This is a genomic window from Sphingobium limneticum, from assembly GCF_008710165.1.
GTDB classification, from domain to species: Bacteria; Pseudomonadota; Alphaproteobacteria; order Sphingomonadales; family Sphingomonadaceae; genus Sphingobium; species Sphingobium limneticum.
In genome coordinates this window covers 178,795-203,040 of the sequence record NZ_VYQA01000009.1, presented here as the reverse complement: position 1 = coordinate 203,040, position 24,246 = coordinate 178,795, and the positions used below count along the sequence as shown (strand labels likewise).

The following is a 24,246-nucleotide window of genomic DNA, read 5'->3' as shown; positions in this document are numbered from 1 at the left end:
CCGGGATCAGGCGGCGATATTGGATCGAAGGGCGTCTTCGAGGATGAAGCGGGCGGCGCGTTCGGCGATCATCATCGTGGGCGCGCTGGTGTTGCCGCTGATGATCTCTGGCATGACTGACGCGTCGACCACGCGCAGGCCGGCAACGCCGCGCACGCGCAGGCGGTTGTCGACCACGGCCATGGGGTCGCTGTCCGGCCCCATCTTGGCTGTGCCGGTCGGATGGTAGGCGGTGTTGACGATCCTGCGCAGGGCCGCGTCGATTTCGGCATCGCTCTGATGCTGGGCGCCGGGTTCTATTTCGTCACCGGTCATGGCGGCCAGCGCGGGCTGGGCGAAGATGCGGCGGGCTTCGCGGAAGCCGGCGATCAACGTCTTCATGTCATAGGGGTCGGCGAAAAAATTGGGGTTGATGACCGGCTTGTCCTCCGGCCGGTTGCTGGTGAGGCGGACCGAGCCGGCGCTTTTGGGGCGGAGCAGCTGGATCAGCGCCATATAGCCGTGGCGGCGCGGGACCGAGCGGGCGTCGATCTTCAATCCGACCAGGAAGGTGATCTGGATATCCGGCCGACCGCTGCCGTCGGTGCAGAGGAAGCCGCCGCATTCGGCGACGTTGGAGGCGAGCATGCCGGTGCGATTGAAGAGGTAGCGGAACGGGCTGGCGAGGATGCGCGGCAGCGCCTTGGGCGAGATGGCGTAGGATTCCCCCGACGGATTTTCCATCGCGACATGGACGGTCGGATGGTCCTGCAAATGCTGGCCGACGCCGGGCAGGTGATGGACCAGGTCGATGCCCATGTCGCGCAGATGATCCTGCGGCCCGATGCCCGAGAGCATCAGCAATTGCGGCGAATTCGTCGCGCCGGCGCACAGGATAATTTCGCAGCGAGCGGTGAGGATGCGGCGTGCGCCGTCCTTCTCGACCTCGATGCCGCTGGCGCGGCCGCGATCGAAAAGGATGCGGCGGACCATGGTCTCGTCGAGAACGGTTAGATTCTCGCGCCGCAGCGCGGGGTGGAGGAAGGCGCGGGCGCTGGACAGGCGGGTGCCGTTGCGCTGGTTGAGGTCGTAGCGGCCGAAGCCGTCCTGCCGTTCCCCTGCAAAGTCTGCGTTGCGATGATGGCCGGCCTGCGCGGCGGCGTCCACGATGGCGGTGGCGATGGGGTTCCAGCTTTTGGGCTTTTCCACGTCCAGTTCGCCGCCCTTGCCGTGCCAGGGCTGGTCGGGGCCATGGTAATTTTCGACTGCCTTGAACGCGGGAAGGACGTCGTCATGGGACCAGCCGGCGTTGCCGGCATCGGCCCAGCCATCATAATCCGCCTTTTGCCCGCGAATATAGACGCCGCCGTTGATGGCGCTGCATCCGCCGAACAATTTGCCGCGCGGAAAGTTGATCTGGCGATTATTGACGGCGTCGTTGCCGGCGAGCGACTGTTTCCAATTATATTTTTCGTGCGGCAGCAGGAAGATGTTGCCGACCGGCATGGCGGTCTTGATGTTGACCGGCCAATTGCGGTCGGAAGGGCCGGCTTCGATCAGGGCGACGCGGTTGGCCGGGTCGGCGGACAGGCGATTGGCCATCAGGCTGCCCGCCGAGCCGGAGCCGATCACGATATAGTCATAGTCGCTCATGCGCGTGCATCCTGCCGGCCGAGGCGGGGGACATGGCCCCGCACGGCGATGAAACCAAGGGCGTTGACCAGCATAAGGGCAGCCAAGACGCCGAAAAAGCCCATATTCCCGCCGCCGATCAAGGTGGCGCCGGACACGGCACTGACGATCGCGCCAGCGCGGCCGGCGGCCCCCATCAGGCCAAGGCCACGGGCGCGCACGGCCGTGGGGAAGGCGTGGGCGCCGACCGCGAACATGGCCGATTGCGCGGCGCTGGCGAACAGGCCGAGCGCGCCGAGCGCGGCCAGCACCGCCGGCTCGTTACGCCCGCCGTCGATGGGGAGAAGCGCCAGCAATGCACAGACGCCCGCGCCGGTGATCGCCATCAGGATCAGCGTGGGGCGCGATCCGAAACGGATGATCGCGAGGCTGGCGAACATCGCGCCGATCGTGCCGCCCAGGTTGAAGCTGGTCAGGCCAAGGCTGGCGGTCTGAAGCCCGAAGCCGGCGCTGAAGAGCATGGTCGGCGCCCAGTTAAACATGAGATAGATCATGAACATGCCCGAGAACATGGCAAGGCTGAGGGCCAGGCTGTCGCGCAACATGGTGCCTCTCAGCAAGGCGCTGAACGGGGTGTAGGGGGCTTTACCGTCCACCTTCTCCGCCGGTTGGACGGACGCCGGATCGGGATGGGCGATGCGGCGCAGGATCGCGTCCAGTTCCGCGCGACGATCGGGCCGTTCGGCCAGATAACGGGGCGATTCCGGCAGGATGAACCAGAGCAGGGCGACAAAGGCCATGGTCAGCAGGCCGCCCAGATAGAAGAGCCAGCGCCAGCCCAGCACCGGCAGGATCGCGGCGGCCGCGACGCCGCCCAATATGCCGCCGATCGACACGCACACCACGCCGAAGGTGACGGCGACGCTGCGCCAGCGGGCGGGGGTGAATTCCGCGATCATCGCGCTCGCCGTGCCGGGCACGCCGCCCAGGCCGACGCCGGCCAGCGTCTTGAGCAGGGCGACATGCCACAGTTCGACCGAAAAGCCGGTGGCGAGCGTGGCCACGCCGAAGATGGCGACGCCGATCAGCAAAGCGCCACGCCGGCCGAACCGGTCACCGATGAAGCCGGACGTCAGCGTGCCGATGGCCATGCCGACGAAGCCGAGCGCAAAGACGAAGCCCAGCGCGTCGCGGCTGATATTCCATTCCTTCAGCAGGGACGGGGCGGCAAGGCCCAGCATCTGATTATCCAGACCGTCCAGAACGACGGTCGCGGCGATCATCAGCACAGCCCAGACCTGAAAGGAGGACAGGGGCAATGCGTCCAGCATGCCCTTGCCTTCCGGCTCCAACGCGATCCCTGCCAAAAGGCTTCTCCTCAATGGGCTTTTGCCCTGTTATCATTCATCGCCGCCCTTACCCTTGGGCCGCGCACTTACCCTTATATATCCAGAACCAGATTGGCGGTCTTCGCGCCAGAGCAGCAGACCATGATCAGCTTGTTCGCCGCCTTTTCCTCATCGGTCAGGAAATGGTCGCGATGGTCGGGCACGCCGTCCAGCACCTTCACCTGGCAGGTGCCGCAAATCCCTTCCGAACAGGCGAAGCCGATATCGACGCCCGCCATCAGCAGCGCGTCCAGCATCGTTTCGCCTTCCTCGACCGCGATGGTCTTGCCGCTTTTGACGAGTTCCAGCGTGTAGCCGCCGTCGGTCGCCAGTTCGGTTTCGGCGGAGAAATATTCGATATGGGCGTGGCCCTTGGGCCGGTCGGCATTGGTCGCGACGAAGGCGTCCAGCATGCCGGTCGGGCCGCAGCAATAGAGGTGCGCGTCGGTCGGGGCGCGGCCGCAAATGGCCTTCAGGTCCAGCCGCTGGCCGCCCGGTACGCCATCATAGGCGATTTCGACCCGATCATAGTCCTCGACCCGGTCGACATAGGCGGCGCGATCCGGGCTGGCGGCGACATAATGCAATTCCCAGCTGCGGCCGAGCTTTTCCAGCCGCGCGATCATGGGCAGCATGGGCGTGATGCCGATGCCGCCGGCAACCAGCACCGTGTGGCTGGCGTCCTCGACCATGGGGAAGTTGTTCTTCGGCTCCGACATTTCCACGATCTGGCCGACGCGCCATTGTTCATGGATGTGGCGCGATCCGCCGCGACCGTCGATCGCGTGATGGACGGCGATTTCATAATAGCCACGAATGGCGGGATCGTTGACCAGCGAATAGCTGCGCGCCAGCCCTTTTTCCAGCTGGAGGTCGACATGGGCGCCCGGTTCGAACGGGGGCATCATGCCACCGCCGACCGGTTCCAAAATATAGCTGTTGATCCCGTCCGCTTCCCAACGGATGGTCCGAATACGTACCTGCATCACACACTCTCCTTGGCGCGATGCGTCTCTTGATCCGGCCGGTGCGCAATGGATAGGCGCCCGGTGCGGATCGCAATGCGTCTCGTCACCTTATGTCCTCTCATTCGGGGCGGCCTGGCACATGGATCGTGCCGGCCGCCGGTTCGGCTCACTCTGCCGCTTCTACCTTCTCGGGCCAGCGCACCGCTTTTGCCAAGGCCGTTTCATAGGCATTTTGCAGGCTATCGCTGGGATCGTGCAGGAAAGAGCCGGCGCGGGCGCGGTAGAAGACGCCGGGATTTTCGATACCCGGCGGCACGACGCCCTTGTTGGCGAAGGCGCGGGCGGCCAGCAGCACGCGGCGGCGGACGCGGGCGATCATCTGGTCGGTCGGCGCAAGGTTCTCGAAGCTGTGGTCGGTGACCGGCCCCATGCTTTCGGTGACGGCCTGATCCTGCATCGTGATGTTGGGGATGCCGGTGAACTGATGGCCGTTGCGCTGCGATTCCCGGTCGATCGCCCAGTCGTTCGCTTCGCTGTCGGTCGAGCGCCAGCGGCCGAACCAGTCGGTCGTGTTGGGGGCATAGCTGATCTGGTCGAACAGCGGCGTGCCGTCCTTCAGCGTCGAATTATAGGCCGGGTTGCCGGCATCCACGCCGCAGGTGATGTCGAACAGCATCGAATGTTCGTCGTCCATCGGCACCCAGGCGCGGGCGATGGCGCGGGTGGCGAAACGGTTGTTCGGCGTCTGCGTCCACATCGGGAACATATAATGGGCGACGCGCCAGCTCATCTGGCCATCGTCATTGGGGCGATAGCCGCCATACATGACGCCCCAGTCGGACTGGGCCACTTCATATTCCGGCGCGCGGTCCAGCACGGTCGGGCGCATCGGATGATCGGGTTCCAGATCGTCCGCTTCGATCCCGCCGACATGCAGGAAGCCGACATGGCTGGTGTCGATGTCGCCTTCCAGCGCCTGAAGCCAGTTGCAGTCGCGTTGCAGGCACCAGATTTCGGCGTCCGGATGCATCGTCGCTTCGATTTCCGGCAGCGGCGGCGGGTTCGCCTGGTCCTGCCCCATATAGACCCAGATCAGGCCGTTGGCCTCATGGGTCTTGTACGCCTTGGCATGGACCTTTTCCTTGAAGTCCATGCGGGCGGGGACGGACGGCATGTCCACGCATTTGCCATCCACGTCGAACTTCCAGCCATGATAGACGCAGCGGATGCCGTTCTGCTCGTTGCGGCCGATGAAGAGCGACGCGCAGCGATGCGGGCAGCGATGGTCCATGATGCCGACGCGACCCGAACTGTCGCGGAAGGCGATCAGCTTTTCGCACAGGATCATCAGGCGGACCGGATCGCTATCGCTCTGCACTTCGGACGAGAGGCAAGCGGGCAACCAATATTGCCGCATGAAATTGCCCATCACGGTTCCGGGACCAACTTTGGTCAGGTCTGCGCTATCACTGGACTGCATGGTTCAGGCTCTTCCTACACTACCCTGTTGGACGGTCGGTCCTTCGCGGGAAACCCGCCAATGCCGCCGCCGTTCGTTGCATCTGCTATATCCTCGCTAGACGTTGGCGAACGACGACCCCAATCGGAATATGGTCGTACCATTCAAAAATCGGGACGAAGCTATTGTGCGGCGGAGAAATTTGCTGCTTCACCCCTCTACCAAGGCGGCAGGCAAGCCGCTCACATCCCAGGGGAGACGCGTTTCATGCCGTTCAAAATCCACACCTCCACCGCCATCAGCGCCGTTCTGGGCGCCTTGATGATCGGCGTCAGCGCGCCGGCCATGGCGCAGGCGGATGCCGCCGCGCCGCAGGAAGGTGCGCCGCAGCAATCGGTCAGCGGGGACATTATCGTAACGGCGCAGCGTCGCGAATCGACGGTGCGGGAAGTGCCTTTCTCGATCGCGGCCTTTGGCGGCGAAGATCTGCGCAAGACGCAGGTGTTCAGCCCCACCGCCCTGACGCAGCAGATGCCGGGCATCACCGTAAACACGTCCGACAAGTCGCTGTCGATCGTCGCGATCCGCGGCAATGTGTCGACGTTCCGCACGGCGACACTGGACACGCCGGTCGCCTATTTCATGGACGACGTCTATTATGTGTTCAACAATGACCTGAACGCCAATTTCTACGACATTCAGCGCGTGGAAGTGCTGCGCGGGCCGCAGGGCACATTGTTCGGCCGCAACGTGGTGGGTGGCGCGATCGCGGTCATCACCAACAATCCCGAAATGAAGGAAGACTGGTACGGCCAGGTGACGGCGGGCAATGGCGCCTATGTCCGCACCGAAGGCATGGTGAACGGCATGCTGGTGGACGACAAGCTGGCGTTCCGCGCATCGTTCAGCACGGAAACGTCCAACGGCCTGATCGACACGCCCAACCAGAAGGGCAGCTATGGCAAGACCGACGGCGTCGCCATGCGCGGCAAGCTGCTGTACCAGCCGACCGACACGCTCAAGATCGTCCTGTCGGGCGACTATAGCTATACCGAAGGCAATGGCGGTGCGATTGGCCTGGGCATTGGCGGGGTGCAGCGCATTCCGGCGACCTTCGGCGACTTTGACGATGGCAAATGGACGAACAATGATTTCTCCCGCTCCCCCTATCGCCAGCGGTTGCGCGGCGGTTATCTGCGCGGTGATCTGGAAGTGCTGGGCGGCACGCTGACCGCGATCACCGGCTATCGCCTGAATGACAGCCACGCGACCAACGACGACGTGCCGGTCGCCACGCAGGTGCCAGTGTTCGACCGCCGGCAGGTGGTGAAGAACAGGAGCTTCACGCAGGAAGTCCGCTTCGCCTCCGCGCCGGGTCGCTTCTCCTATGTGGTGGGCGCCTATTATCTGTCGGCCGACGTATCGACCACCAACATCTTCAATTACAGCCCGTTGCCCGGATCGGCCGTGCCGGCATCCGTCCGCCGGAACCCCAACATCACCAACATCACCCGCGTTCAGGACGGCAATGTCCGCAGTTTTGCGGTGTTCGGCGAAGGCACGTTCGAGGTCACCGACCGGCTCTCGCTGGTGGCCGGCGGTCGCTACACATCGGACCGCAAGAAGATCGACTATCATGCCTTCTCGACCACCGATGCGGGGACGATCCCCGGCTTCGGTTTTCCGGGCGAAGTGCTGGCGTCGGGTGGCAAGACCTGGAACGCCTTCACCCCGCGCGTGACGCTGAAATATGAGCCGATCGACAATGTGAATCTCTATGCGACCTGGGCGAAGGGCTTCAAGTCCGGCGGGTTCGTAGACAATGCCTATCGCAATCCCACCATTCCGCTGGAGCCGGAAAAGGCGCAAAATTACGAAATCGGCGCCAAGACGCGGCTGTTCAACAACATGCTCGATTTCAACGTCGCGCTGTTCAAGCAGAAGACCAAAAATCTCCAGAACTTCTCGGGCGCGGGCGGGATCGCCCATACCTATAACGGCACGCTGGAAATGAAGGGGTGGGAGGTCGAATCCGTGATCCGGCCGATCGACGGGCTGCGTCTGACCGGCAACTACACGCATCTGATCGGTACCTATACCGATCTGCGCGATCCGCTGGTCAATCTCGACTATTCGGGCAATCCGGCCAAGTTCGCGCCGCGCGACAGCTTCACGCTGGGGGCGAGCTACGACCTGGCGATGGGCAATGGCGCCAAGCTGATACCGCAGGCCGACTTCAACTATTCCAGCCGCATTTCGACGGACGATGCCAACACGCTGCGCCTGTACGAAAATCTGCATAACGATACCAAGGGGCGGACGCTGAACGCGCGGCTCAATTATGAGTCCGCCGATGGTCGTTGGACATTGGGCGTCTGGGGCAAGAACCTCACCAACAACTATCAGATCGTCAATGCCGACGACATCACCGCCTTCCTGGCGGTGCCGGGTAACGGCACCACCTATTGGAAGATCTTCACCAACACGCCGCGCACCTATGGCCTGACCCTCTCCATCAGGCCGTAAGCCCAAAGGCGTTACGGGGGGAGGGTGCAGCCTCCCCCCTTTTTCTATTCAGTATCAGGACGGATCATGGCCGAACATTTCGATTTGCCCGCCAATGGCAGCTTTTCCTTCGCTGGGCGGTCGGCCCTCATCACCGGCGGCGGGCGAGGCGTGGGGGAGGCGATCGCGCGAGAAATCCATGCCGGCGGCGGCAAGGTGGCGGTCAGCGACGTCGATCTGGCCGTGGCGCAGCAGGTGGCGGACTCGCTGGACCCAAGCGGCGCGAGCGCCATCGCCCTGCCGCTCGACGTGCGAGAGAAAGCGCAGTTTCTTGCCGCGCGCGACCGGATCGTGGCGGAGTGGGGCAAGGTCGATATCGTCGTCAACAATGCCGGGTTCGCCAAACGCACCCCGACGCAGGATATCACCCCCGAAGAATTCGACGCGATCGTCCAGATCAACATGCGCAGCGTGTTCCTGAGCTGCCAGATTTTTTCCGAACACATGCGCGACCATGGCTATGGCCGGATCGTCAACATCACATCGCTGGCCGGGCAGAATGGCGGAACGGTAGCCTCGCCCCATTATGCCGCGTCCAAGGCGGGGGCTATCATGCTGACCAAATATTTCGCCCGCTATCTGGCCGGCACCGGCGTCACCGTAAACGCCATCGCGCCCGGCCCGATCGACACCGCCAAGGCGCGGCTGTCCGCCGAACAGATCGCGCGGGTGGAGGGCGAGGTGCCGGCCGGCCGCTTCATGGCAGTCAGCGAGATCGCGGCGGCGGCGGCGCTGCTGGCATCGGATCGCGGCGGCTTTTTCGTGGGCGCGACGCTGGACATGAATGGCGGGCTTTACCTGCGCTGACATTGGGAAAGCGGGTGATCGGTCCGCTAATCTTATCGCTCATCCCGCTAATCTTATGGCATTATCGCATAGCGATTGGCTGCGCCGGTGCGCGCGGCATATTTATGGCACAACAGCAAATGAGGCCGGCAACGCTATCGGCCAGGGTAAGGAGAGTCGGATGTTCATTTATAACGCCTGGTATGTGGCCGCCTTCGCCGCCGACATTGCCCCCGGCAAGACGCTGGGCCGCAAATATCTGAACAAACCCGTCGTCCTGTTCCGCACCGAAACCGGTGAGGTCGCCGCGCTGGAGGATCGGTGCAGCCACCGCGCCATGCCGCTGTCCGCCGGTCATGTCGAAGGCGAAATAATTCGCTGCTGTTATCATGGTGTAGAGTTCGACAAGCGCGGCGCCTGCACCCGTATTCCCAACCAGACCCGCATCCCGCCGGCCGCCAATGTGCGCTATTATCCGGTGGTCGAGAAGGATCATCTGATCTGGATCTGGATGGGCGAACCCGCGCTGGCCGATCCGTCGATCATCGTCGACAATCCCGAGCATGACGATCCCAAATGGACGTGGCGGCCCTATAATTTCCCGGTGAAGGCCAATTGGCAGCTGATCATCGATAATATCATGGACTTGACCCATGTCCCCTATATCCATGCGCGCACGATTGGCGGCAATCCCGAGCAGCATTATGGCGCGGATACCAAGGTCGAGTTTGACGGGCGCAAGGTCACGCTGCTGCGCAAGATGCCCAACAGCATCCCGCCCAAATCCTATGTCGATGCGGGCGGCTTCAAGGGGCGGGTGGATCGCTGGCAGGAAGTGCGCTTCAACCCCGGTATCGGCATGACCTGCCGCGTCAACGCCGGTGGCTGTGATGCGGGTACGGGCGCCTATGAGGGCAAGCGCGACCATGGCTTCATGCTGGCGAACAATCATTTCATCACCCCGGAAACCGAGACGACGAGCCATTATCTGTGGACCATCTGCACCACCGCACCCAAAGAAAGCGGTGTGCCGGATGTGTTGTTCGACCAGTTTTTCGACACGATCACGGAGGATGAGGAAACGTTGCAGGCGCAGCAGGCGCGGATTGATGACGAGCCGGAGCGCGCCTTTGTTGGTATCGCCAGCGACGGTGCGGTCAACCAGGCCCGCCGCGTACTGAGCGCCTTGTTCGAGGCGGAACATGAGGGCGCGATTGCGGCGGAGTGATGCCCGGCGCCTATCCCGCGCATGACAGGCAGATGAGAGGCTTAGCCGTTGCGGTTCGCCATGTCGTCGCGACGCGGTGAGGATGTCCGCATCGAACGGTGCATTTTGGGGCGAGGGGCCATGGGCAGCTTCCCGCCCCGATTTGCATCCTGAACGGATAGGCCCGCAACCCGGCCAAGCCGACCGTTGGCGGTGACGGGCGCCATGCGCACTCACCGGGTCAGGGACGCAGGCACCTTCATGGCCGCTGTCGACGCGGCGGAACATCCCTGCCCATTCAAGGGTTTGATCCTTATACAGTAAGGAGAGACTGACATGGGCAAGGGCATATTATTGTGGTTGCTGGGCGTGCCCATTCCAATCATTCTGCTTTTGTGGCTTTTCTTTCACTGATTGCCCAATCGCGATTGACGAAGCGCAATTTTCCCGGCAAGGCCGCCCCTCGTCGGGGAGTAGCGCAGTCTGGTAGCGCGCCTGCTTTGGGAGCAGGATGTCGCAGGTTCGAATCCTGTCTCCCCGACCACTCATCCCTGTCCACCGATCTGGCTTGTCCTCAAGCGCCCGCCTGTGCGGCGCGTGCTACAGCCGGGCCGTGGAAGGGCATGTCATCCCGATCCATTCTCTTGATACCGTCTTAGTGGCCCGCGCCACCTGGCTGTTATTCCACGCCCGCTAACTGCCGGGCGATGCCGATGCGGCGGCTGGTCGGCGATCCATGGTGCGCGCACAAACAAAAAGGGCGGGCCATAAAGGCCCGCCCTTCGGAAATCTCGCTAACGCGAAGATTAGTGCGCAGCGTTCGCGGCGTTCTCAGCAACGTTGGCGGCGTTCGCAGCAACATTGGCGGCGTTCGCAGCGTTGTCGGCAGCGTTAGCGGCGTTTTCGACAACGTTTTCAACAACGGCGTTCGAAGCGTTCGCGGTTTCGTTGGCCGGCTTCTCACCGCAAGCAGCGAGGGCCATCAGGCTGGCCGAAGCGAAAACAACAGCGATCTTCTTCATTGTGTACGGCTCCCATAGCATTATGCCGCGTCTGGCACGTTACAAATGTGACCCTACGCGAGCGACCCGCATTAACGTGTGCGTTGCACAAATCAATGCTTTTCTGCGCCGGTGAGACGATGGAATCACGCGGCAGGGCGTTCTCTACTATAAAAGTTCAGTTAACGCCCATGGATTCTGGCGCGTTGGCGACGCTATCGAGCGTGACGGCCCATGCCGCGACATTCTGACGCAACTGCGCGGGATCCACCTTGTCCAGCGTATCGTCCGGCGTGTGGTGAATGTCGAAATAGCGGGTGCCGTCCTGTTGCAGGTCGATCACCGGGACGCCGGCCTTGACCAGCGGTTCGATGTCCGATCCGCCATGGGCCTTGTCCTTGCTGGGTACGATGCCAAGCGGGGCCAAGCCCTGCGCAATGCGCGCGGTGAGGGCGTCATGGCCGGTCGGCAGGGTGAAGTCGACCCGCCACACCTTGTCCGCGCCGAAATCCGATTCCGCCACCAGCGCATGCGGCTCGTTGCCATGCGCGGCGAAATAGGCGCGGCCACCATCGCCGCCCACTTCTTCGGCACCGGCAAACAGCACGCGGATGGTGCGGCGCGGCTGGCCGGCCTTCGCCACCTGCAACGCGGCAGCGGCGATGATGCCGCAGCCCGATGCGTCGTCGATCGCGCCGGTGCCCTGATCCCAACTGTCGAGGTGGCAGGCGGCGACGACCAGTCCGGCCTTTGGATCGGTGCCGGGGATTTCGGCGATGACATTGCCCGAAGGCTGGTCCTTCAATCGCTTCGACACGGCGGTCAGATGCAGACGCACCGGTTTGCCGCGCGCGGCGACGCGGGCGAGTTGCTCGGCATCGGGCACGCTCAGCGCCACGGCGGGAATCGGGGTCACACCCTCGGCCCACATCTGCACACCGGTATGGGCGATGCGGTGATGGTCGGTGCCGATCGACTTGACGAGAATGGCGATCGCGCCCTTCTTGGCCGCCACACTCGGTCCCTGGCGGCGGGCCGCACCATAATAACCATAGCCCGAACCGTCCTGCGCCGCCTTCATCTCATGACTGACAAAGGCGATCTTGCCCTTCAGGCTGCCGTCGGGCGCGGCCAGCAGGTCGGCGATGGTCGGGAAATAGACGATTTCGCCTTCGATTCCCGCTTCGGGGGTGGAACCGCTATTGCCCAGCGCTGCCACGACCAGATTTTGCGGGAAGGGGCTGACGATATGCGCTTCGTCGCGCACGCGCTGCCACACCGGCATCTTATAGGGTTCGGCGCGGACATTGGAAAAGCCCAGCGCCTTCAGCTTGGCCACCGACCAGTCGCGGGCGAGCGCTTCTTGCGCGGTGCCGGCGGGGCGGGGGCCGACTTCCGTGGTCAGCCCTTCGGTAATGTCCCAGGCGACATCGTCCTTGAGCGCCGCTTCGCGAATCGCGCTGCCATCGGCCGCATGGGCCAGAACCGGGGTGAAGATGCTGCCAAGGAGGAGGGCGGCGAGCGGGCCCGATCGGATTTTCTGCATGGGTGAAGGCGTAACGGGGCATCCCTCATTTGCCAATATGTTCCGCGTCCGCTAACTCGGCGCAGATTTTCAAACCGACTTTCCCGTCCTGATTTCGGAGCAGCGCGCACCTATGTCCGCATCCTCGCAATATGCCTATGTCATGAAGAGCATGACGAAGACCTTCCCCGGCGCGGCCAAGCCGGTGTTGAGCAATATCAACCTGCAATTCTACCGTGGTTCCAAGATCGGTATCGTCGGCCCGAACGGCGCTGGTAAGTCGACCCTGATCAAGATCATGGCCGGCATCGACACCGATTTCAGCGGTGAAGCCTGGCCGGGCGAGAATATCACGGTCGGCTATCTGCCGCAGGAGCCGCAGCTCGATCCCAACAAGTCGGTGCTGGAAAATGTGAAGGACGGCGCCCGCGAGATCGCGGACAAGATGGACCGTTTCAACGAGATCAGCATGATCATGGCCGATCCGCCGGAAGACGTCGATTTCGACGCGCTGATGGAGGAAATGGGCACGCTCCAGGAACAGATCGATGCGGTCGATGGCTGGACGCTCGACAACCAGCTCGAAATCGCGATGGAAGCGCTGCGCTGCCCGCCGTCCGACTGGTCGGTGGAAAGCCTGTCGGGCGGTGAAAAGCGCCGTATCGCGCTCACGCGTCTGCTGATCCAGAAGCCCGACATCCTGCTGCTCGACGAACCGACCAACCATCTGGATGCCGAAAGCGTCACCTGGCTGGAAAATCACCTGAAGGAATATGCCGGGTCGGTCCTGATGATCACCCATGACCGCTATTTCCTCGACAATGTGGTCGGCTGGATCCTGGAACTCGATCGCGGAAAATATTTCCCGTATGAGGGCAACTACTCCACCTATCTGGAGAAGAAGGCCAAGCGTCTGGAACAGGAAGATCGCGAAGCGACCGGCCGCCAGAAGGCGATCAACGACGAGCTGGAATGGATCCGGGCCGGTACCAAGGGCCGCCAGACCAAGTCCAAGGCGCGTATCAAGAAGTTCGAGGAACTGGTCGCAGGGCAGAACAACCGTTCGCCCGGCAAGGCGCAGATCGTCATCCAGGTGCCGGAGCGCCTGGGCGGCAAGGTGATCGAATTCAAGAACATCACCAAGGCGTTCGGCGACAAGCTGCTGTTCGAGGATCTGTCCTTCCTGTTGCCGCCGGGTGGCATCGTGGGTGTCATCGGGCCGAACGGTGCGGGTAAATCGACCCTGTTCAAGCTGATCACCGGTCAGGAAACGCCCGATTCGGGCGAAATCGACATGGGCACCACCGTGCGTCTGGGCTTCGTCGATCAGAGCCGCGACCATCTGGACGACACCAAGAATGTCTGGGAAGAAGTGTCGGACGGCCTGGATTATGTGAAGGTCAACGGCCACGACATGTCGACCCGTGCCTATGTCGGCGCCTTCAACTTCAAGGGGCAGGACCAGCAGAAGAATGTCGGCAAGCTGTCGGGTGGTGAGCGCAACCGCGTCCACATCGCCAAGATGCTGAAAAAGGGTGGCAACGTGTTGCTGCTCGACGAACCGACCAACGATCTCGACGTCGAAACGCTGGGGGCGCTGGAAGAAGCCATCGAAAACTTCGCGGGTTGCGCCGTGGTCATCAGCCATGACCGCTTCTTCCTCGATCGCCTTGCCACCCACATACTGGCATTCGAAGGCAACAGCCATGTCGAATGGTTCGAAGGCAATTTCGAGGCTTATGAGGAAGATAAGCGCCGTCGCCTGGGCGATGCGGCAGATCGCCCGACCGCGCTGGCCTACAAGAAGCTCACCCGCTGATCCGTCACCGCAGGCGCGATTGCATTTTTTGCAATCGCGCCTGAATTTTTCGCAATTGCGATGGTGGCGCTAACATTTCATAGAGAGCGGGCCTTTCAGGCATCCTCTCCTAAAAACTTTCAGGGCTGGTCCGCACGGATCGGCCCTTTTTTTTATCCGACGTTCACCGGGCAGCCGGCCGGTGGCGGACCAAGATCCTTGTTGGTCAGAAAGTCAGGATCGGTCAGCGAATCGAGGAAGGCCAGTAGGGCGCTCATGTCGACGCCAGCCAGTTGGGCGGCGGCATGACGGCGGATCGCAGCGTCCATGCTCGGGCTTTGGCCATCATGCAGCCAGGGGCCTGTCATCGCGACATTGCGGAGCGATGGCGTACGAAACTGTTCCGGCGGCGGCTCGAAGCCGGGCGGCAGCGGCTTGCCGCCGTACAGGCTGCCGTCCGCTTCACCCAAGGCGGCCGTGCCGACATAATGAACCTGCCCGTCGGTCAAGTCCGGGCCGCTATGGCAGGTTGCGCATCCTGCCGCTGCAAACTGCGCTGCGCCCTTCTGCGCAAGAGGCGTCAGCATGCCCCGGTCATGCGGACTGCCGAACGAAATCATCGTGCGCTGAAAAGCGCCCAGCGCTTGCGTGACCCTGACATAATTCGCGCCGTCGGGGGCCTTGGGAAAGGCCCGCAGGAATAGCAGGCGATAACAGGGATCGGCATTCAATCGCTGGGTCAGTTGCGCTTCATATCCCGCCATGCCCATTTCGACCGGCTTGGTGCCGGTCATGGGCACCATCGCCTGCGCCTCCAGCGACGTGATGCCTGCTTCTGTCCAGGTGAAGCCGCTGCGCCAGGCGAGGTTCGTCAAGCCGGGTACGTTGCGCACGCCCATGTCGCCGGTTACGCCGACATGGGTCGGCTGGCCATCGCTGAAGCCGTGCGATTGCTGGTGGCAATCGGCACAGGCCATGCTGCCGTCCCGCGACAAAGCCCGATCGTAGAAAAGGCGACGGCCCAGCGCGACCTTGGCCGCGTTCATGCCGTTATCGATCGGGACAGTCGGTGCGGCGATGCCGGCGGGCAGATGCGGCCAGCGCCATGACGGCTGACCGGCCACTCCGCCGGTTGCCAACACCCATGTTATACCGACGATCGCCGCTATCCCTGCCCGCAAGGCCTGTCCCCTTCACCCATGCAAGACGCAGGAGGCTGCACGATCCGCAGGGCGGCGTAAAGCATGGGTGGAAGGGGCTGGAGAAAGGCTATCGCGTCCCGGCTGTCTCGCGCTTTTCAAATGTCATGAAGGGCGCCACTGACACATCGGTCGCATCGATCCGCGCCACTTTTGCCGCCGGCGGGCCGCCTTGGGCCAGCGCCATAAACTGCGCGACCGCAGCGTCTTCACCTTCGATCACGGCTTCGACGCTGCCGTCCGTCCGGTTGCGGACCCATCCGGTCAGCCCCAGGCCGCGAGCCGTTTCCACGGTCCAGGCCCGATACCAGACGCCCTGCACCCGGCCATGGATCATTAGGTGCCGGGCGATCATGGCGTCACTTGACCCGCTTGATCCAGGTCTGGCCGCCCTCGCGCACTTCGGTGATGAAATTGGGGATCGCGCCGACCAGGTCGGACAGCCGCTTGAAACCATAGTTGCGCACGTCGAAGCTGGAGCGGTTGCCCACGCGCTGCCCCACCGGACCCAATGCCACGAAGCCGCGCTCGTCCCGCTTCGCTTCATCATAGGCGTCGATCAGCAAGCGGACGACCTCGGCATCGACCGCCTTGGCAGGGGCCGGCGCAGGAGCGGGTGGGGGCGTGACCGGCGCGGCAGCAGCCTTTGCCGGCGCTGCCTTGGCCGGTGCGACGCTGGCGGGTGTCGCTTTCCTGACCGGCGCCTTGGCGGCCACCGGTATTTCGGCAGGCTTGAGCGCTGCGACATTGAGGAAGCGGGTGCAGGCCCGGCGGAAACCTTCGGGCGTGTTGGCTGATCCGAAGCCATAGACGGGGATGCCCTGCTGGCGGATGCGAGTCGCCAGCGGCGTAAAGTCGCTATCGCTGGACATCAGGCCGAAACCATCGACCCGTCCCGACGCCATCAGGTCCATGGCGTCGATCGTCATCTTCATGTCGGTGGCGTTCTTGCCCTTGGTCAGGTCGAACTGCTGCTGCGGTTCGATCGCGTGGGCGACCGACAGAGCCGCCCAGGTCTTGAGCGTCGCCTTGCTCCAATTGCCATAGGCGCGGCGGATATTCACCGTGCCCAGTTCCGCCAGCACGGTCATGACCGAATCGAAATGTGCCGCCGACGCATTATCCGCGTCGATCAGCAGGGCGATATTGCCGCGGCCTTCCTGCCCTGTGGCCATGCTATGCTATCCTTTCAGGCGGGCGCGAAGGCGCCGCTCTCTTCGTTCAATATATGTAGTTGGCCGTCGGATATGGCGAAGAAGCTGCCGACCAGCTTCAATTCGCCGCTCTTTTCCTTGGCGCGGACACAGGGGAAGCTGCGGAGGTTCTTCAGGCTGACCTTCACGCCTTCCTGCTCCATGGCGCGTTCCACGTCGCGGTCGCGCTGCTCGCCATATTGCTCCACCACCACGTCGCGGGCGTCGTCCAGCAATTCGATCCAGTTATGGATGAAACCGCCTTCGCCCGGAGGCGCATCCTTCAGATCCTGGCTGAGCGCCGCCTTGCAACCACCGCATTTGCCATGGCCCATGACGACGATTTCGCCGACTTTCAGCACCTGCACGGCAAATTCCAGCGCCGCCGACACGCCATGCCAGCCGGGATTGGTTTCGAACGGCGGCACCAGTGCGGCCACGTTGCGCACGACGAAAATCTCGCCGGGGCTGGTATCGAAAATCTGCGCCGGATCGACTCGGCTGTCCGAACAGGCGATCACCATCACCTTGGGGCTCTGTCCTTCGCTCAGTTCGTCCCATCGTTCGCGCTGCTGGCTCCAGCCGGTGGTGCGGAAGCGGCGATAGCCGGTGATCATGTCAGCAAAGTCGGTCATGGGCGCAGATGTGCCGCACAAAGACAGGACTGGCAAGAGCGGCCCGGCATCGCTATCTGGGGCGCATGAACGACATCAGCCCGATCCCCGTGTCCGCTCAGTCTGCTAATAATCCTGAGCGCGTTCGCAAGCCCGACTGGATCCGCGTCAAGGCGCCGACCAGCAAAGGCTATAACGAAACCCGCCAGTTGATGCGCGACAAGAAGCTCGCGACGGTGTGCGAGGAAGCGGCCTGTCCCAATATCGGCGAATGCTGGACGAAGAAGCACGCCACGGTGATGATCCTGGGCGATGTCTGCACGCGCGCCTGCGCCTTCTGCAACGTGAAGACTGGCATGCCGCGCAAGGTCGATCCCAATGAGCCGCAGAATCTGGCCGATGCCTGCGCCGAAATGGGCCTGGAACATATCGTCATCACCTCGGTCGACCGCGACGACCTGCCCGACGGCGGTGCCTCGCAATTCGTGAAGGTGATCGAGGCGTTGCGCCGCACGACGCCGAACACGACGATCGAGATCCTGACGCCCGACTTCCGCAACAAGCATGAGCGCGCGGTCGAAATGATCGTCACCGCCCGCCCGGACGTTTACAACCATAATCTGGAGACGGTGCCGCGCCTCTACCCGACCATCCGCCCTGGCGCGCGCTATTATGCGTCGCTGCGCCTGCTGGAGTCGGTCAAGCGGCTTGATCCGTCCATCTTCACCAAGTCGGGCATCATGCTGGGTCTGGGCGAAGAGCGTCTGGAAGTGCATCAGGTGATGGACGATATGCGCTCGGCGGACATCGACTTCCTGACCATGGGGCAATATCTTCAGCCCACGCCCAAACATGCCAAGGTGATGGAATTCGTCACCCCCGCAGCGTTCAATGCCTATGCGGCGATCGCGCGGGCAAAGGGCTTCCTTCAGGTGGCGTCCAGTCCGCTCACGCGTTCCAGCTATCATGCCGGCAAGGATTTCGCCGAAATGAAGGCTGCGCGCGAAGCGAAGCTCGCCAAGGCAGCGCTGGCCAAGGCCTGATCATTCCATGCCCAAGCATCAGGAAACGCGCCACCTTCCCTACACGCCGACGCAGATGTTCGACCTGGTGTCGAATGTAGAGGCCTATCCGGAATTCCTGCCCTGGATCAGCGCGATCCGCGTCCGATCCGACAGCGAGACGGAAATGGTCGCGGATATGATCGTGGGCTTCAAAGGGGTGAAGGAAAGCTTCACCTCTCGCGTCCACAAGCATCGTCCGGATCATGTCCGGGTCGATTATCTCGACGGTCCGCTCAAACATCTGCACAATGAGTGGGCGTTCCGCGACGACGGGCAGGGCGGGGTGCTGGTCGATTTCGAGGTCGAGTTCGAATTCAAGAACCGATTGTTCGAAATGCTGGCCGGCCAGTTTTTCGACAAGGCGCTGCGCAAGATGATCGGCGCGTTCGAAACCCGCGCCGCGCAGCTTTATGCAGGCGAGTCGGGCAACAGCAGTTCCAGCGCACACAACGCTGCCTGAAGGCGGACGCCGCCTCGGCCGTTATTTTCGAAATGATGCATGTCGGCCACGACTTTGTCGGGGCTGGCACCGCGTTCTGCGCGGGCGAAGACGACGGTGCCGACCGGCTTTTGTTCGCTGCCGCCGCCCGGCCCGGCGATGCCGGTGATGGCGACCGCGACATGAGCGTGGCTTTTCTTGAGCGCGCCCTGCGCCATGGCCCATGCGGTGGCGATCGATACGGCGCCGAACGTGTCCAGCACATCATGCGAAACTTTCAGAAGTTCCGCCTTCATGTCATTGGAATAGGTGATGAAACCGGCGTCGAACACGTCGGATGATCCCGCGATTTCGGTGAGCGCGGCGGACACCAGGCCCCCGGTGCAGCTTTCCGCAACCGCGATCGTGCGCCCGGCGCGACGGTTGGCAATGATGACCTTTTCGGCGAGTTCGACCAACTGGGCCGGCAGGATCGTATCTGGCATGGGATCAGGATAGCGCGGGAAGGGACAGGGTGGCAACCGCTTGCGCGGCGATGCCTTCGCGCCGGCCGGCAAAGCCCAGCCGCTCGGTCGTCGTCGCCTTCACGCTGACCCGGTCGATCGGCACTTCCAATATTTCGGCGATCCGCGCGCGCATGGCGTCGCGATGCGGGCCGATCTTGGGCGCTTCGCAGATGATGGTCAGGTCGATATGGTCGATGATGCCGTCGCGCGCCGCAACCCGATCGCGCGCATAGGCCAGGAAACGGTCGGACGCGGCGCCGCGCCATTGCGGGTCTGACGGCGGGAAATGGCTGCCGATATCGCCCGCCGCCAGCGCACCTAGCATCGCGTCGACGATGGCATGCAGGGCAACGTCCGCATCGCTATGTCCCGCGAGGCCCCGATCATGCGGGACCAATATGCCGCCTAGCCATAATTCTTCGTTGGGGGCGAGTCGGTGGACGTCATAGCCCATGCCGACGCGGGTATGGCGCGGCGTGGCATGGGCCGCCTCGGCGCGGGCGAAGTCCTGCGGGTAGGTCAATTTTTCAAGCCTTTCGTCGCCTTGCACCAAAATGACGTCATGGCCCCAGGCCCTCAATATCTGCGCGTCGTCGGTCGCCTCGCGCGCGTCATCCCATGCGCGATGCGCCGCCAAGATGGCGTCGAAACGGAAAGCCTGCGGCGTCTGCACGCGGTGCAGAGCGGCGCGGTCCACAGTATCGCCCATGATCGCGCCGTCGCCACGCACCAGCGTATCTGCAACCGGCAAAGCGGGGATGGCGCCCGTCGCATCGTCCAGCGCGGCAAGCAGTCGGCCCACGACAGCGCCAGGCAGGAAGGGCCGGGCGGCATCATGGATCAGGACGATATCCGCGCCACCCGCCGCCGCGATCGCTTCCAGCCCTGCGCGCACCGACCCGCGGCGGCTGTCCGCCCCGGTGACGAATGTCGCAACGCGATCGCCCAGCAGCGCGCGCGCCTGATCTTCCTGCCCATCGCCGAGCATGATATGGATCGCGTCGACGCCGCCATGCACCGCCAGCGCGTCATAGGCATGCGCCAGCACGGCCTTGCCGGCCACCATGCGAAACTGTTTGGGAATGTCGCCGCCCGCCCGGCTGCCCTGGCCGGCTGCGACGATCAGCGCGACGATCTTGCGTTGTGATGTCATGCCACGGCGCATAGCGGGTCGCGGGACGCATCGAAAGGGGAACCGGCCGAAAGGGGGAGTCGCTTGCCGCCCGACCCATTTTCCGCTAAGGGCTGCCTGTTTTTTAGGCAGTATTTCGAAACAGATCATGCGCAAACTCGCTCCTATTTCCATCGGTCCTGTGTCCATCGACATGCCCGTCGTGCTGGCGCCGATGACCGGCGTCACCGACATGCCCTTCCGCACACTGGTGCGCCGCTATGGCTGCGGCCTCAACGTGACGGAAATGATCGCGTCCGCCGCGATGATCCGTGAGACTCGCCAGTCGTTGCAAAAGGCCGCCTGGCACCCCTTGGAAGAGCCGGTGTCGATGCAGCTGGCCGGCTGCTCGCCCACAGAAATGGCCGAGGCTGCGAAGCTGAACGCGGATCGCGGCGCGGCGATCATCGATATCAATATGGGTTGCCCGGTGAAGAAGGTCGTGAATGGCGACGCGGGCAGCGCGCTGATGCGCGACTTGCCGCTCGCCGCCTCGCTGATCAAGGCGACGGTGGAGGCGGTCGATGTGCCCGTTACCGTGAAGATGCGCATGGGCTGGGACCATAGCAGCCTCAATGCCCCGGAACTCGCCCATATCGCCGAGGATCTCGGCGCCAAGCTCATCACCGTCCATGGCCGCACCCGCAACCAGATGTACAAGGGTTCGGCCGACTGGGCCTTTGTTCGCTCGGTCAAGGATGCGGTGAAACTGCCCGTCATCGTCAACGGCGACATCTGTTCGATCGAGGATGCCGACACCGCACTTGAACAGAGCGGCGCGGATGGCGTGATGATCGGTCGCGGCGCCTATGGCCGGCCTTGGCTGATCGGTCAGGTCATGGCCTGGCTGACCGACGGCACCCGCCTTCCCGATCCATCGCTCGAAGAGCAATATCACGCTATCATAGGGCATTATCATGCAATGCTCGAACATTATGACACCTACACCGGCGTCAATATGGCGCGTAAGCATATCGGCTGGTACACCAAGGGGCTGACCGGTTCGGCCGAGTTCCGCAACGCCGTGAACCAGCAACCCGATGCCGATGTGGTGCTCGACATGCTGGCCCGTTTCTACGAACCGCTGATTGCCAGCGGCCTCGATGCGCAAGCGCTGCGTGCCGCTGCTTTGCGCAAGGCTGCATGACCAACCTGCTGACGTCCGTCCCGCCACTCCGCATGGCGCAGGACGGACCTTCGCTGACCGAACAGATGACGGCTTTGCCGGTCGCGACCCTGCTCGTCCGACCGGACAACGGCATATCCGAAGCCAATGTGCGCGCCGAAACCCTGCTGAACATGGCGCGATCGGCCATCATCGGCAGCGACGTGGCGCGCACCATCCGCATCGCGGAGGCTGGCGCCCGCTTCGATATCTGGCACAGCAACAAGCCGATCGCCGCCTATGACATAAAGGTCCATGCCGGCCGCACCGCCGAAATGGAGGTGGACCTCATGATCTCCCCGATCGTCGATCATGATGGCTGGCGGGTCGTGTCGCTCCATGCCCAGAGCCAGGCCCGCAAGATCGGCCATCGCGGATCGGCGGGCGGCGCGCGCTCCGCCATGGGCGCGGCAGCGATCCTGGCGCATGAGATCAAGAACCCGCTGTCGGGCATACGTGGCGCCGCGCAACTTCTGGAATCCAGCCATGGCGGGCGCGACGCCGCTCTGACGCAGCTGATCTGTAACGAGGTGGACCGGATCGCTGCCTTGATCGACCGAATGCAGGATTTCACGACCGACCGAACGCTGGAATGTCATGGGGGCAACATCTATCCGCTGATCGACCGCGCAGCCGGGATCGCTGCGGCGGGGTTTGCAAAAAACATAAAGATCATAAAACATTATGATCCATCCTTGCCATTTGCCAACATCAACGATGATGCATTGGTGCAGGTGATGATAAACCTGCTGAAGAACGCAGCGGAAGCGCTTGAATATACGGATAACCCCCGCATCAGGGTCGAAACGGCCTTTCGCCACGGCGTGTCCGTCGTGGTCGGTGGTGGCAAGGGCAGCGCCGTGCTGCCGATCGAAATTCTCGTCATCGACAATGGACCTGGCGTGCCCGAACATATTCTCGACCATCTCTTCAATCCCTTCATCACCGGCAAGCGGGACGGGCAGGGGCTGGGCCTTGCTCTGGTGGACAAGCTGGTCCGCGATATGAGCGGCTTCGTCCAATATTCGCGCGATACCGAAGCGGGTGAATCCACCTTCCGCATCCTCCTGCCGATGAGCATGGGCTGATGGCGGCGACCGGCACCATATTGGTCGTCGACGACGATCCCGCCATTTGCGTGGTGGTGGGCGAAGCGCTGCGGCGGCAAGGGCATAAGGTGAAGACCGCGGCCTCGATCCGCGAACGCAGCGCGCTGATGGACAGTTTTGTGCCCGACATCCTGATCACCGACGTGATGCTGCCCGATGGCGATGGGCTCGACGGCGTGGCAGATATCATTGCGGACCGCCCCGACCTCAACGTCATCATCCTGTCGGCGCAGAACACGCTCAACACAGCGATCCGCGCGACCGAGAAGGGCGCATTCGAATATCTGCCCAAGCCCTTCGACCTCAACGAACTGACGCGCGCCGTGTCCGACGCGCTCGGTACGCGGCAAGGTTCGGAGGAACCGGAAGGTGAGCCGGGCCTGCCGCATGACGGCTTGCCGCTCGTCGGTCGATCGCCGGCGATGCAGGAAGTCTATCGCACCATCGCGCGCGTCCTTTCCAACGACCTGTCCATTCTGGTCCTGGGCGAATCGGGGACGGGCAAGGAACTGGTGGCCGAAGCGATCCACAGCCTGGGCCAGCGCCGCACCAAGCCCTTCATCGCGATCAACATGGCCGCGATCCCGCGCGAACTGATCGAAGCGGAATTGTTCGGCTATGAAAAGGGCGCCTTCACCGGCGCCCATGCCCGCACCGCCGGCAAATTCGAGCAGGCACAGGGCGGAACGCTGTTCCTCGACGAAATCGGCGACATGCCGATGGAAGCGCAGACGCGTCTGTTGCGCGTGCTGCAATCGGGCGAGGTCACGACCGTCGGCGGGTCGAAGCCGGTGCGGGTCAATGTGCGCATCATCGCCGCGACCAACAAGGATCTGCCCCTGTTGATCGAGGATGGGCGCTTCCGGCAGGATCTCTATTATCGGCTGAATGTCGTGCCCATCGCGCTGCCGGCGCTGCGCGAACGGCGCGAGGACGTCATCCTGCTCGCCCGTCATTTCATGGAACGGGCCGCGCTTGAAGGCTTGCCGCGCAAGACGCTGGCCGACGATGCCGCCCAATTGCTGATGGCCTATCACTGGCCCGGCAATGTGCGCGAACTCCAAAATCTGATGCAGCGGCTGTCGGTGCTGAGCCGCGAAAACGTCATCACGGCCGAGATTTTGCGGCATATGCTGCCGCTCGACGCGGTGCCGGCGGACTATGCCGCGCCCGCCGATCAACTGGCCCATGCCGTGCGCGAATGGGCGAGGCGCCAATTGGGCATTGGCCTTGCCCAGCCCAACCGTGCCCTGCACGACGATCTGCTGGCGGTGGTCGAACCGATCCTGCTTCAGGAAGCGCTGGCGAGCGTCGATGGCAACCAGATCCGCGCGGCGGGCCTGCTGGGCATCAATCGCAACACCTTGCGCAAGAAGCTGACCGACTATGGGCTGGATCCCATGCAGCTGCGCCTCAACGATTGATCGGATTGAAGCCCGCTCTCAATCCTTTGCCGGGACGAACCGACGGTCTTCCTC

Annotated in this window: 21 protein-coding genes and 1 tRNA gene; 10 read left to right on the top strand and 12 right to left on the bottom strand. The window is 63.1% G+C overall.

The window, feature by feature from the left end; genetic code table 11:
• Positions 1 to 6: 6 nt before the first annotated feature.
• The 4 genes from F4U95_RS13860 to F4U95_RS13845 all read right to left on the bottom strand — a co-directional run bounded on the left by F4U95_RS13860 (position 7) and on the right by F4U95_RS13845 (position 5,447).
• Positions 7 to 1,632 (bottom strand): GMC family oxidoreductase, encoded by a 1,626-nt coding sequence (locus F4U95_RS13860; RefSeq protein ID WP_150426074.1) that lies wholly within the window; start codon positions 1,630 to 1,632, stop codon positions 7 to 9.
• Positions 1,629 to 2,978 carry an MFS transporter gene (locus F4U95_RS13855; protein ID WP_246171595.1) on the bottom strand — a complete coding sequence of 450 codons (1,350 nt, stop codon included), beginning with the start codon at positions 2,976 to 2,978 and terminating at the stop codon, positions 1,629 to 1,631. Before F4U95_RS13855 ends, F4U95_RS13860 begins: the two co-directional genes overlap by 4 nt.
• Before the next feature lie 74 nt (positions 2,979 to 3,052).
• Entirely contained in the window at positions 3,053 to 3,985 is a 933-nt protein-coding gene (locus tag F4U95_RS13850; RefSeq protein ID WP_150426073.1) for a PDR/VanB family oxidoreductase, read from the bottom strand.
• A 148-nt stretch (positions 3,986 to 4,133) separates the two neighbouring features.
• The gene (locus F4U95_RS13845; protein WP_246171594.1) at positions 4,134 to 5,447 is read right to left on the bottom strand and encodes a Rieske 2Fe-2S domain-containing protein; all 1,314 of its coding nucleotides are present in this window, start codon (positions 5,445 to 5,447) and stop codon (positions 4,134 to 4,136) included.
• Between the two features lie 246 nt (positions 5,448 to 5,693).
• Here F4U95_RS13845 and F4U95_RS13840 point away from each other — a divergent pair, with 246 nt between their 5' ends.
• From F4U95_RS13840 to F4U95_RS13825, 4 genes are all read left to right on the top strand, one after another.
• Positions 5,694 to 7,952, top strand: coding sequence for a TonB-dependent receptor (locus tag F4U95_RS13840; RefSeq protein ID WP_150426072.1), 2,259 nt, complete (start codon positions 5,694 to 5,696; stop codon positions 7,950 to 7,952).
• Between the two features lie 66 nt (positions 7,953 to 8,018).
• The gene (locus F4U95_RS13835; RefSeq protein ID WP_150426071.1) at positions 8,019 to 8,798 is read left to right on the top strand and encodes an SDR family NAD(P)-dependent oxidoreductase; all 780 of its coding nucleotides are present in this window, start codon (positions 8,019 to 8,021) and stop codon (positions 8,796 to 8,798) included.
• 160 nt (positions 8,799 to 8,958) lie between these two features.
• Positions 8,959 to 10,005 (top strand): aromatic ring-hydroxylating oxygenase subunit alpha, encoded by a 1,047-nt coding sequence (locus tag F4U95_RS13830; RefSeq protein WP_150426070.1) that lies wholly within the window; start codon positions 8,959 to 8,961, stop codon positions 10,003 to 10,005.
• Positions 10,006 to 10,451: 446 nt separating this feature from the next.
• Positions 10,452 to 10,528: transfer RNA gene (locus F4U95_RS13825), tRNA-Pro, on the top strand.
• 262 nt (positions 10,529 to 10,790) lie between these two features.
• Here the strand turns inward: F4U95_RS13825 and F4U95_RS13820 are convergent.
• Positions 10,791 to 11,006: a hypothetical protein gene (locus F4U95_RS13820; protein WP_056684845.1), complete on the bottom strand. Its 216-nt coding sequence runs from the start codon at positions 11,004 to 11,006 to the stop codon at positions 10,791 to 10,793.
• Between the two features lie 157 nt (positions 11,007 to 11,163).
• Positions 11,164 to 12,531: a M20/M25/M40 family metallo-hydrolase gene (locus F4U95_RS13815; RefSeq protein WP_150426069.1), complete on the bottom strand. Its 1,368-nt coding sequence runs from the start codon at positions 12,529 to 12,531 to the stop codon at positions 11,164 to 11,166.
• 112 nt (positions 12,532 to 12,643) lie between these two features.
• On the opposite strand from F4U95_RS13815, the gene ettA reads away from it, so the two are divergent.
• On the top strand, positions 12,644 to 14,329 hold the full coding sequence (gene ettA / locus F4U95_RS13810) for an energy-dependent translational throttle protein EttA (RefSeq protein WP_120250163.1): 1,686 nt from the start codon (positions 12,644 to 12,646) through the stop codon (positions 14,327 to 14,329).
• Positions 14,330 to 14,481: 152 nt separating this feature from the next.
• On the opposite strand, the gene F4U95_RS13805 is transcribed toward ettA, so the two are convergent.
• From F4U95_RS13805 to F4U95_RS13790, 4 genes are all read right to left on the bottom strand, one after another.
• Positions 14,482 to 15,489 carry a cytochrome-c peroxidase gene (locus F4U95_RS13805; protein WP_150426068.1) on the bottom strand — a complete coding sequence of 336 codons (1,008 nt, stop codon included), beginning with the start codon at positions 15,487 to 15,489 and terminating at the stop codon, positions 14,482 to 14,484.
• 88 nt (positions 15,490 to 15,577) lie between these two features.
• Positions 15,578 to 15,862 (bottom strand): acylphosphatase, encoded by a 285-nt coding sequence (locus F4U95_RS13800; RefSeq protein ID WP_150426067.1) that lies wholly within the window; start codon positions 15,860 to 15,862, stop codon positions 15,578 to 15,580.
• 4 nt (positions 15,863 to 15,866) lie between these two features.
• A complete protein-coding gene (locus tag F4U95_RS13795; protein WP_150426066.1) occupies positions 15,867 to 16,682 on the bottom strand; it encodes an NYN domain-containing protein in 816 nt (271 codons plus the stop codon).
• 14 nt (positions 16,683 to 16,696) lie between these two features.
• Complete coding sequence (locus F4U95_RS13790; RefSeq protein ID WP_150426065.1) at positions 16,697 to 17,335, bottom strand: carbonic anhydrase; 639 nt, start codon at positions 17,333 to 17,335, stop codon at positions 16,697 to 16,699.
• 8 nt (positions 17,336 to 17,343) lie between these two features.
• On the opposite strand from F4U95_RS13790, the gene lipA reads away from it, so the two are divergent.
• The gene (gene lipA / locus F4U95_RS13785; RefSeq protein WP_150426064.1) at positions 17,344 to 18,357 is read left to right on the top strand and encodes a lipoyl synthase; all 1,014 of its coding nucleotides are present in this window, start codon (positions 17,344 to 17,346) and stop codon (positions 18,355 to 18,357) included.
• A gap of 7 nt (positions 18,358 to 18,364) precedes the next feature.
• On the top strand, positions 18,365 to 18,838 hold the full coding sequence (locus F4U95_RS13780; protein ID WP_150426063.1) for a type II toxin-antitoxin system RatA family toxin: 474 nt from the start codon (positions 18,365 to 18,367) through the stop codon (positions 18,836 to 18,838).
• Here F4U95_RS13780 and F4U95_RS13775 read toward each other — a convergent pair.
• Both F4U95_RS13775 and F4U95_RS13770 read right to left on the bottom strand, forming a co-directional pair.
• Positions 18,787 to 19,302 (bottom strand): CinA family protein, encoded by a 516-nt coding sequence (locus tag F4U95_RS13775; RefSeq protein ID WP_150426062.1) that lies wholly within the window; start codon positions 19,300 to 19,302, stop codon positions 18,787 to 18,789. The two genes, F4U95_RS13780 and F4U95_RS13775, sit on opposite strands and share 52 nt — an antisense overlap.
• A 4-nt stretch (positions 19,303 to 19,306) precedes the next feature.
• Positions 19,307 to 20,488 (bottom strand): bifunctional 2-C-methyl-D-erythritol 4-phosphate cytidylyltransferase/2-C-methyl-D-erythritol 2,4-cyclodiphosphate synthase, encoded by a 1,182-nt coding sequence (locus F4U95_RS13770; protein ID WP_150426061.1) that lies wholly within the window; start codon positions 20,486 to 20,488, stop codon positions 19,307 to 19,309.
• A gap of 115 nt (positions 20,489 to 20,603) precedes the next feature.
• Between F4U95_RS13770 and dusB the strand changes: the two genes are divergently transcribed.
• The 3 genes from dusB to ntrC are packed head-to-tail and all read left to right on the top strand — an operon-like array spanning position 20,604 to position 24,192.
• Complete coding sequence (dusB, locus tag F4U95_RS13765; RefSeq protein WP_150426060.1) at positions 20,604 to 21,641, top strand: tRNA dihydrouridine synthase DusB; 1,038 nt, start codon at positions 20,604 to 20,606, stop codon at positions 21,639 to 21,641.
• Positions 21,638 to 22,747, top strand: a complete 1,110-nt coding sequence (locus F4U95_RS13760; RefSeq protein ID WP_120250153.1) for a two-component system sensor histidine kinase NtrB — start codon at positions 21,638 to 21,640, stop codon at positions 22,745 to 22,747. The genes dusB and F4U95_RS13760 overlap by 4 nt, the downstream gene beginning before the upstream one ends.
• Positions 22,747 to 24,192: a nitrogen regulation protein NR(I) gene (gene ntrC, locus F4U95_RS13755; RefSeq protein ID WP_120250152.1), complete on the top strand. Its 1,446-nt coding sequence runs from the start codon at positions 22,747 to 22,749 to the stop codon at positions 24,190 to 24,192. The genes F4U95_RS13760 and ntrC overlap by 1 nt, the downstream gene beginning before the upstream one ends.
• Positions 24,193 to 24,246: the final 54 nt, after the last annotated feature.

What these genes read in the sequence shown, in the direction of transcription:
- F4U95_RS13860 (WP_150426074.1), bottom strand. Translation starts at nt 1,632, where the DNA reads ATGAGCGACTATGACTATATCGTGATCGGCTCCGGCTCGGCGGGCAGC.
- F4U95_RS13850 (WP_150426073.1), bottom strand. Translation starts at nt 3,985, where the DNA reads ATGCAGGTACGTATTCGGACCATCCGTTGGGAAGCGGACGGGATCAAC.
- F4U95_RS13845 (WP_246171594.1), bottom strand. Translation starts at nt 5,447, where the DNA reads ATGCAGTCCAGTGATAGCGCAGACCTGACCAAAGTTGGTCCCGGAACC.
- F4U95_RS13840 (WP_150426072.1), top strand. Translation starts at nt 5,694, where the DNA reads ATGCCGTTCAAAATCCACACCTCCACCGCCATCAGCGCCGTTCTGGGC.
- F4U95_RS13835 (WP_150426071.1), top strand. Translation starts at nt 8,019, where the DNA reads ATGGCCGAACATTTCGATTTGCCCGCCAATGGCAGCTTTTCCTTCGCT.
- F4U95_RS13830 (WP_150426070.1), top strand. Translation starts at nt 8,959, where the DNA reads ATGTTCATTTATAACGCCTGGTATGTGGCCGCCTTCGCCGCCGACATT.
- F4U95_RS13820 (WP_056684845.1), bottom strand. Translation starts at nt 11,006, where the DNA reads ATGAAGAAGATCGCTGTTGTTTTCGCTTCGGCCAGCCTGATGGCCCTC.
- F4U95_RS13815 (WP_150426069.1), bottom strand. Translation starts at nt 12,531, where the DNA reads ATGCAGAAAATCCGATCGGGCCCGCTCGCCGCCCTCCTCCTTGGCAGC.
- ettA (WP_120250163.1), top strand. Translation starts at nt 12,644, where the DNA reads ATGTCCGCATCCTCGCAATATGCCTATGTCATGAAGAGCATGACGAAG.
- F4U95_RS13800 (WP_150426067.1), bottom strand. Translation starts at nt 15,862, where the DNA reads ATGATCGCCCGGCACCTAATGATCCATGGCCGGGTGCAGGGCGTCTGG.
- F4U95_RS13795 (WP_150426066.1), bottom strand. Translation starts at nt 16,682, where the DNA reads ATGGCCACAGGGCAGGAAGGCCGCGGCAATATCGCCCTGCTGATCGAC.
- F4U95_RS13790 (WP_150426065.1), bottom strand. Translation starts at nt 17,335, where the DNA reads ATGACCGACTTTGCTGACATGATCACCGGCTATCGCCGCTTCCGCACC.
- lipA (WP_150426064.1), top strand. Translation starts at nt 17,344, where the DNA reads ATGTGCCGCACAAAGACAGGACTGGCAAGAGCGGCCCGGCATCGCTAT.
- F4U95_RS13780 (WP_150426063.1), top strand. Translation starts at nt 18,365, where the DNA reads ATGCCCAAGCATCAGGAAACGCGCCACCTTCCCTACACGCCGACGCAG.
- F4U95_RS13775 (WP_150426062.1), bottom strand. Translation starts at nt 19,302, where the DNA reads ATGCCAGATACGATCCTGCCGGCCCAGTTGGTCGAACTCGCCGAAAAG.
- F4U95_RS13770 (WP_150426061.1), bottom strand. Translation starts at nt 20,488, where the DNA reads ATGCGCCGTGGCATGACATCACAACGCAAGATCGTCGCGCTGATCGTC.
- dusB (WP_150426060.1), top strand. Translation starts at nt 20,604, where the DNA reads ATGCGCAAACTCGCTCCTATTTCCATCGGTCCTGTGTCCATCGACATG.
- F4U95_RS13760 (WP_120250153.1), top strand. Translation starts at nt 21,638, where the DNA reads ATGACCAACCTGCTGACGTCCGTCCCGCCACTCCGCATGGCGCAGGAC.
- ntrC (WP_120250152.1), top strand. Translation starts at nt 22,747, where the DNA reads ATGGCGGCGACCGGCACCATATTGGTCGTCGACGACGATCCCGCCATT.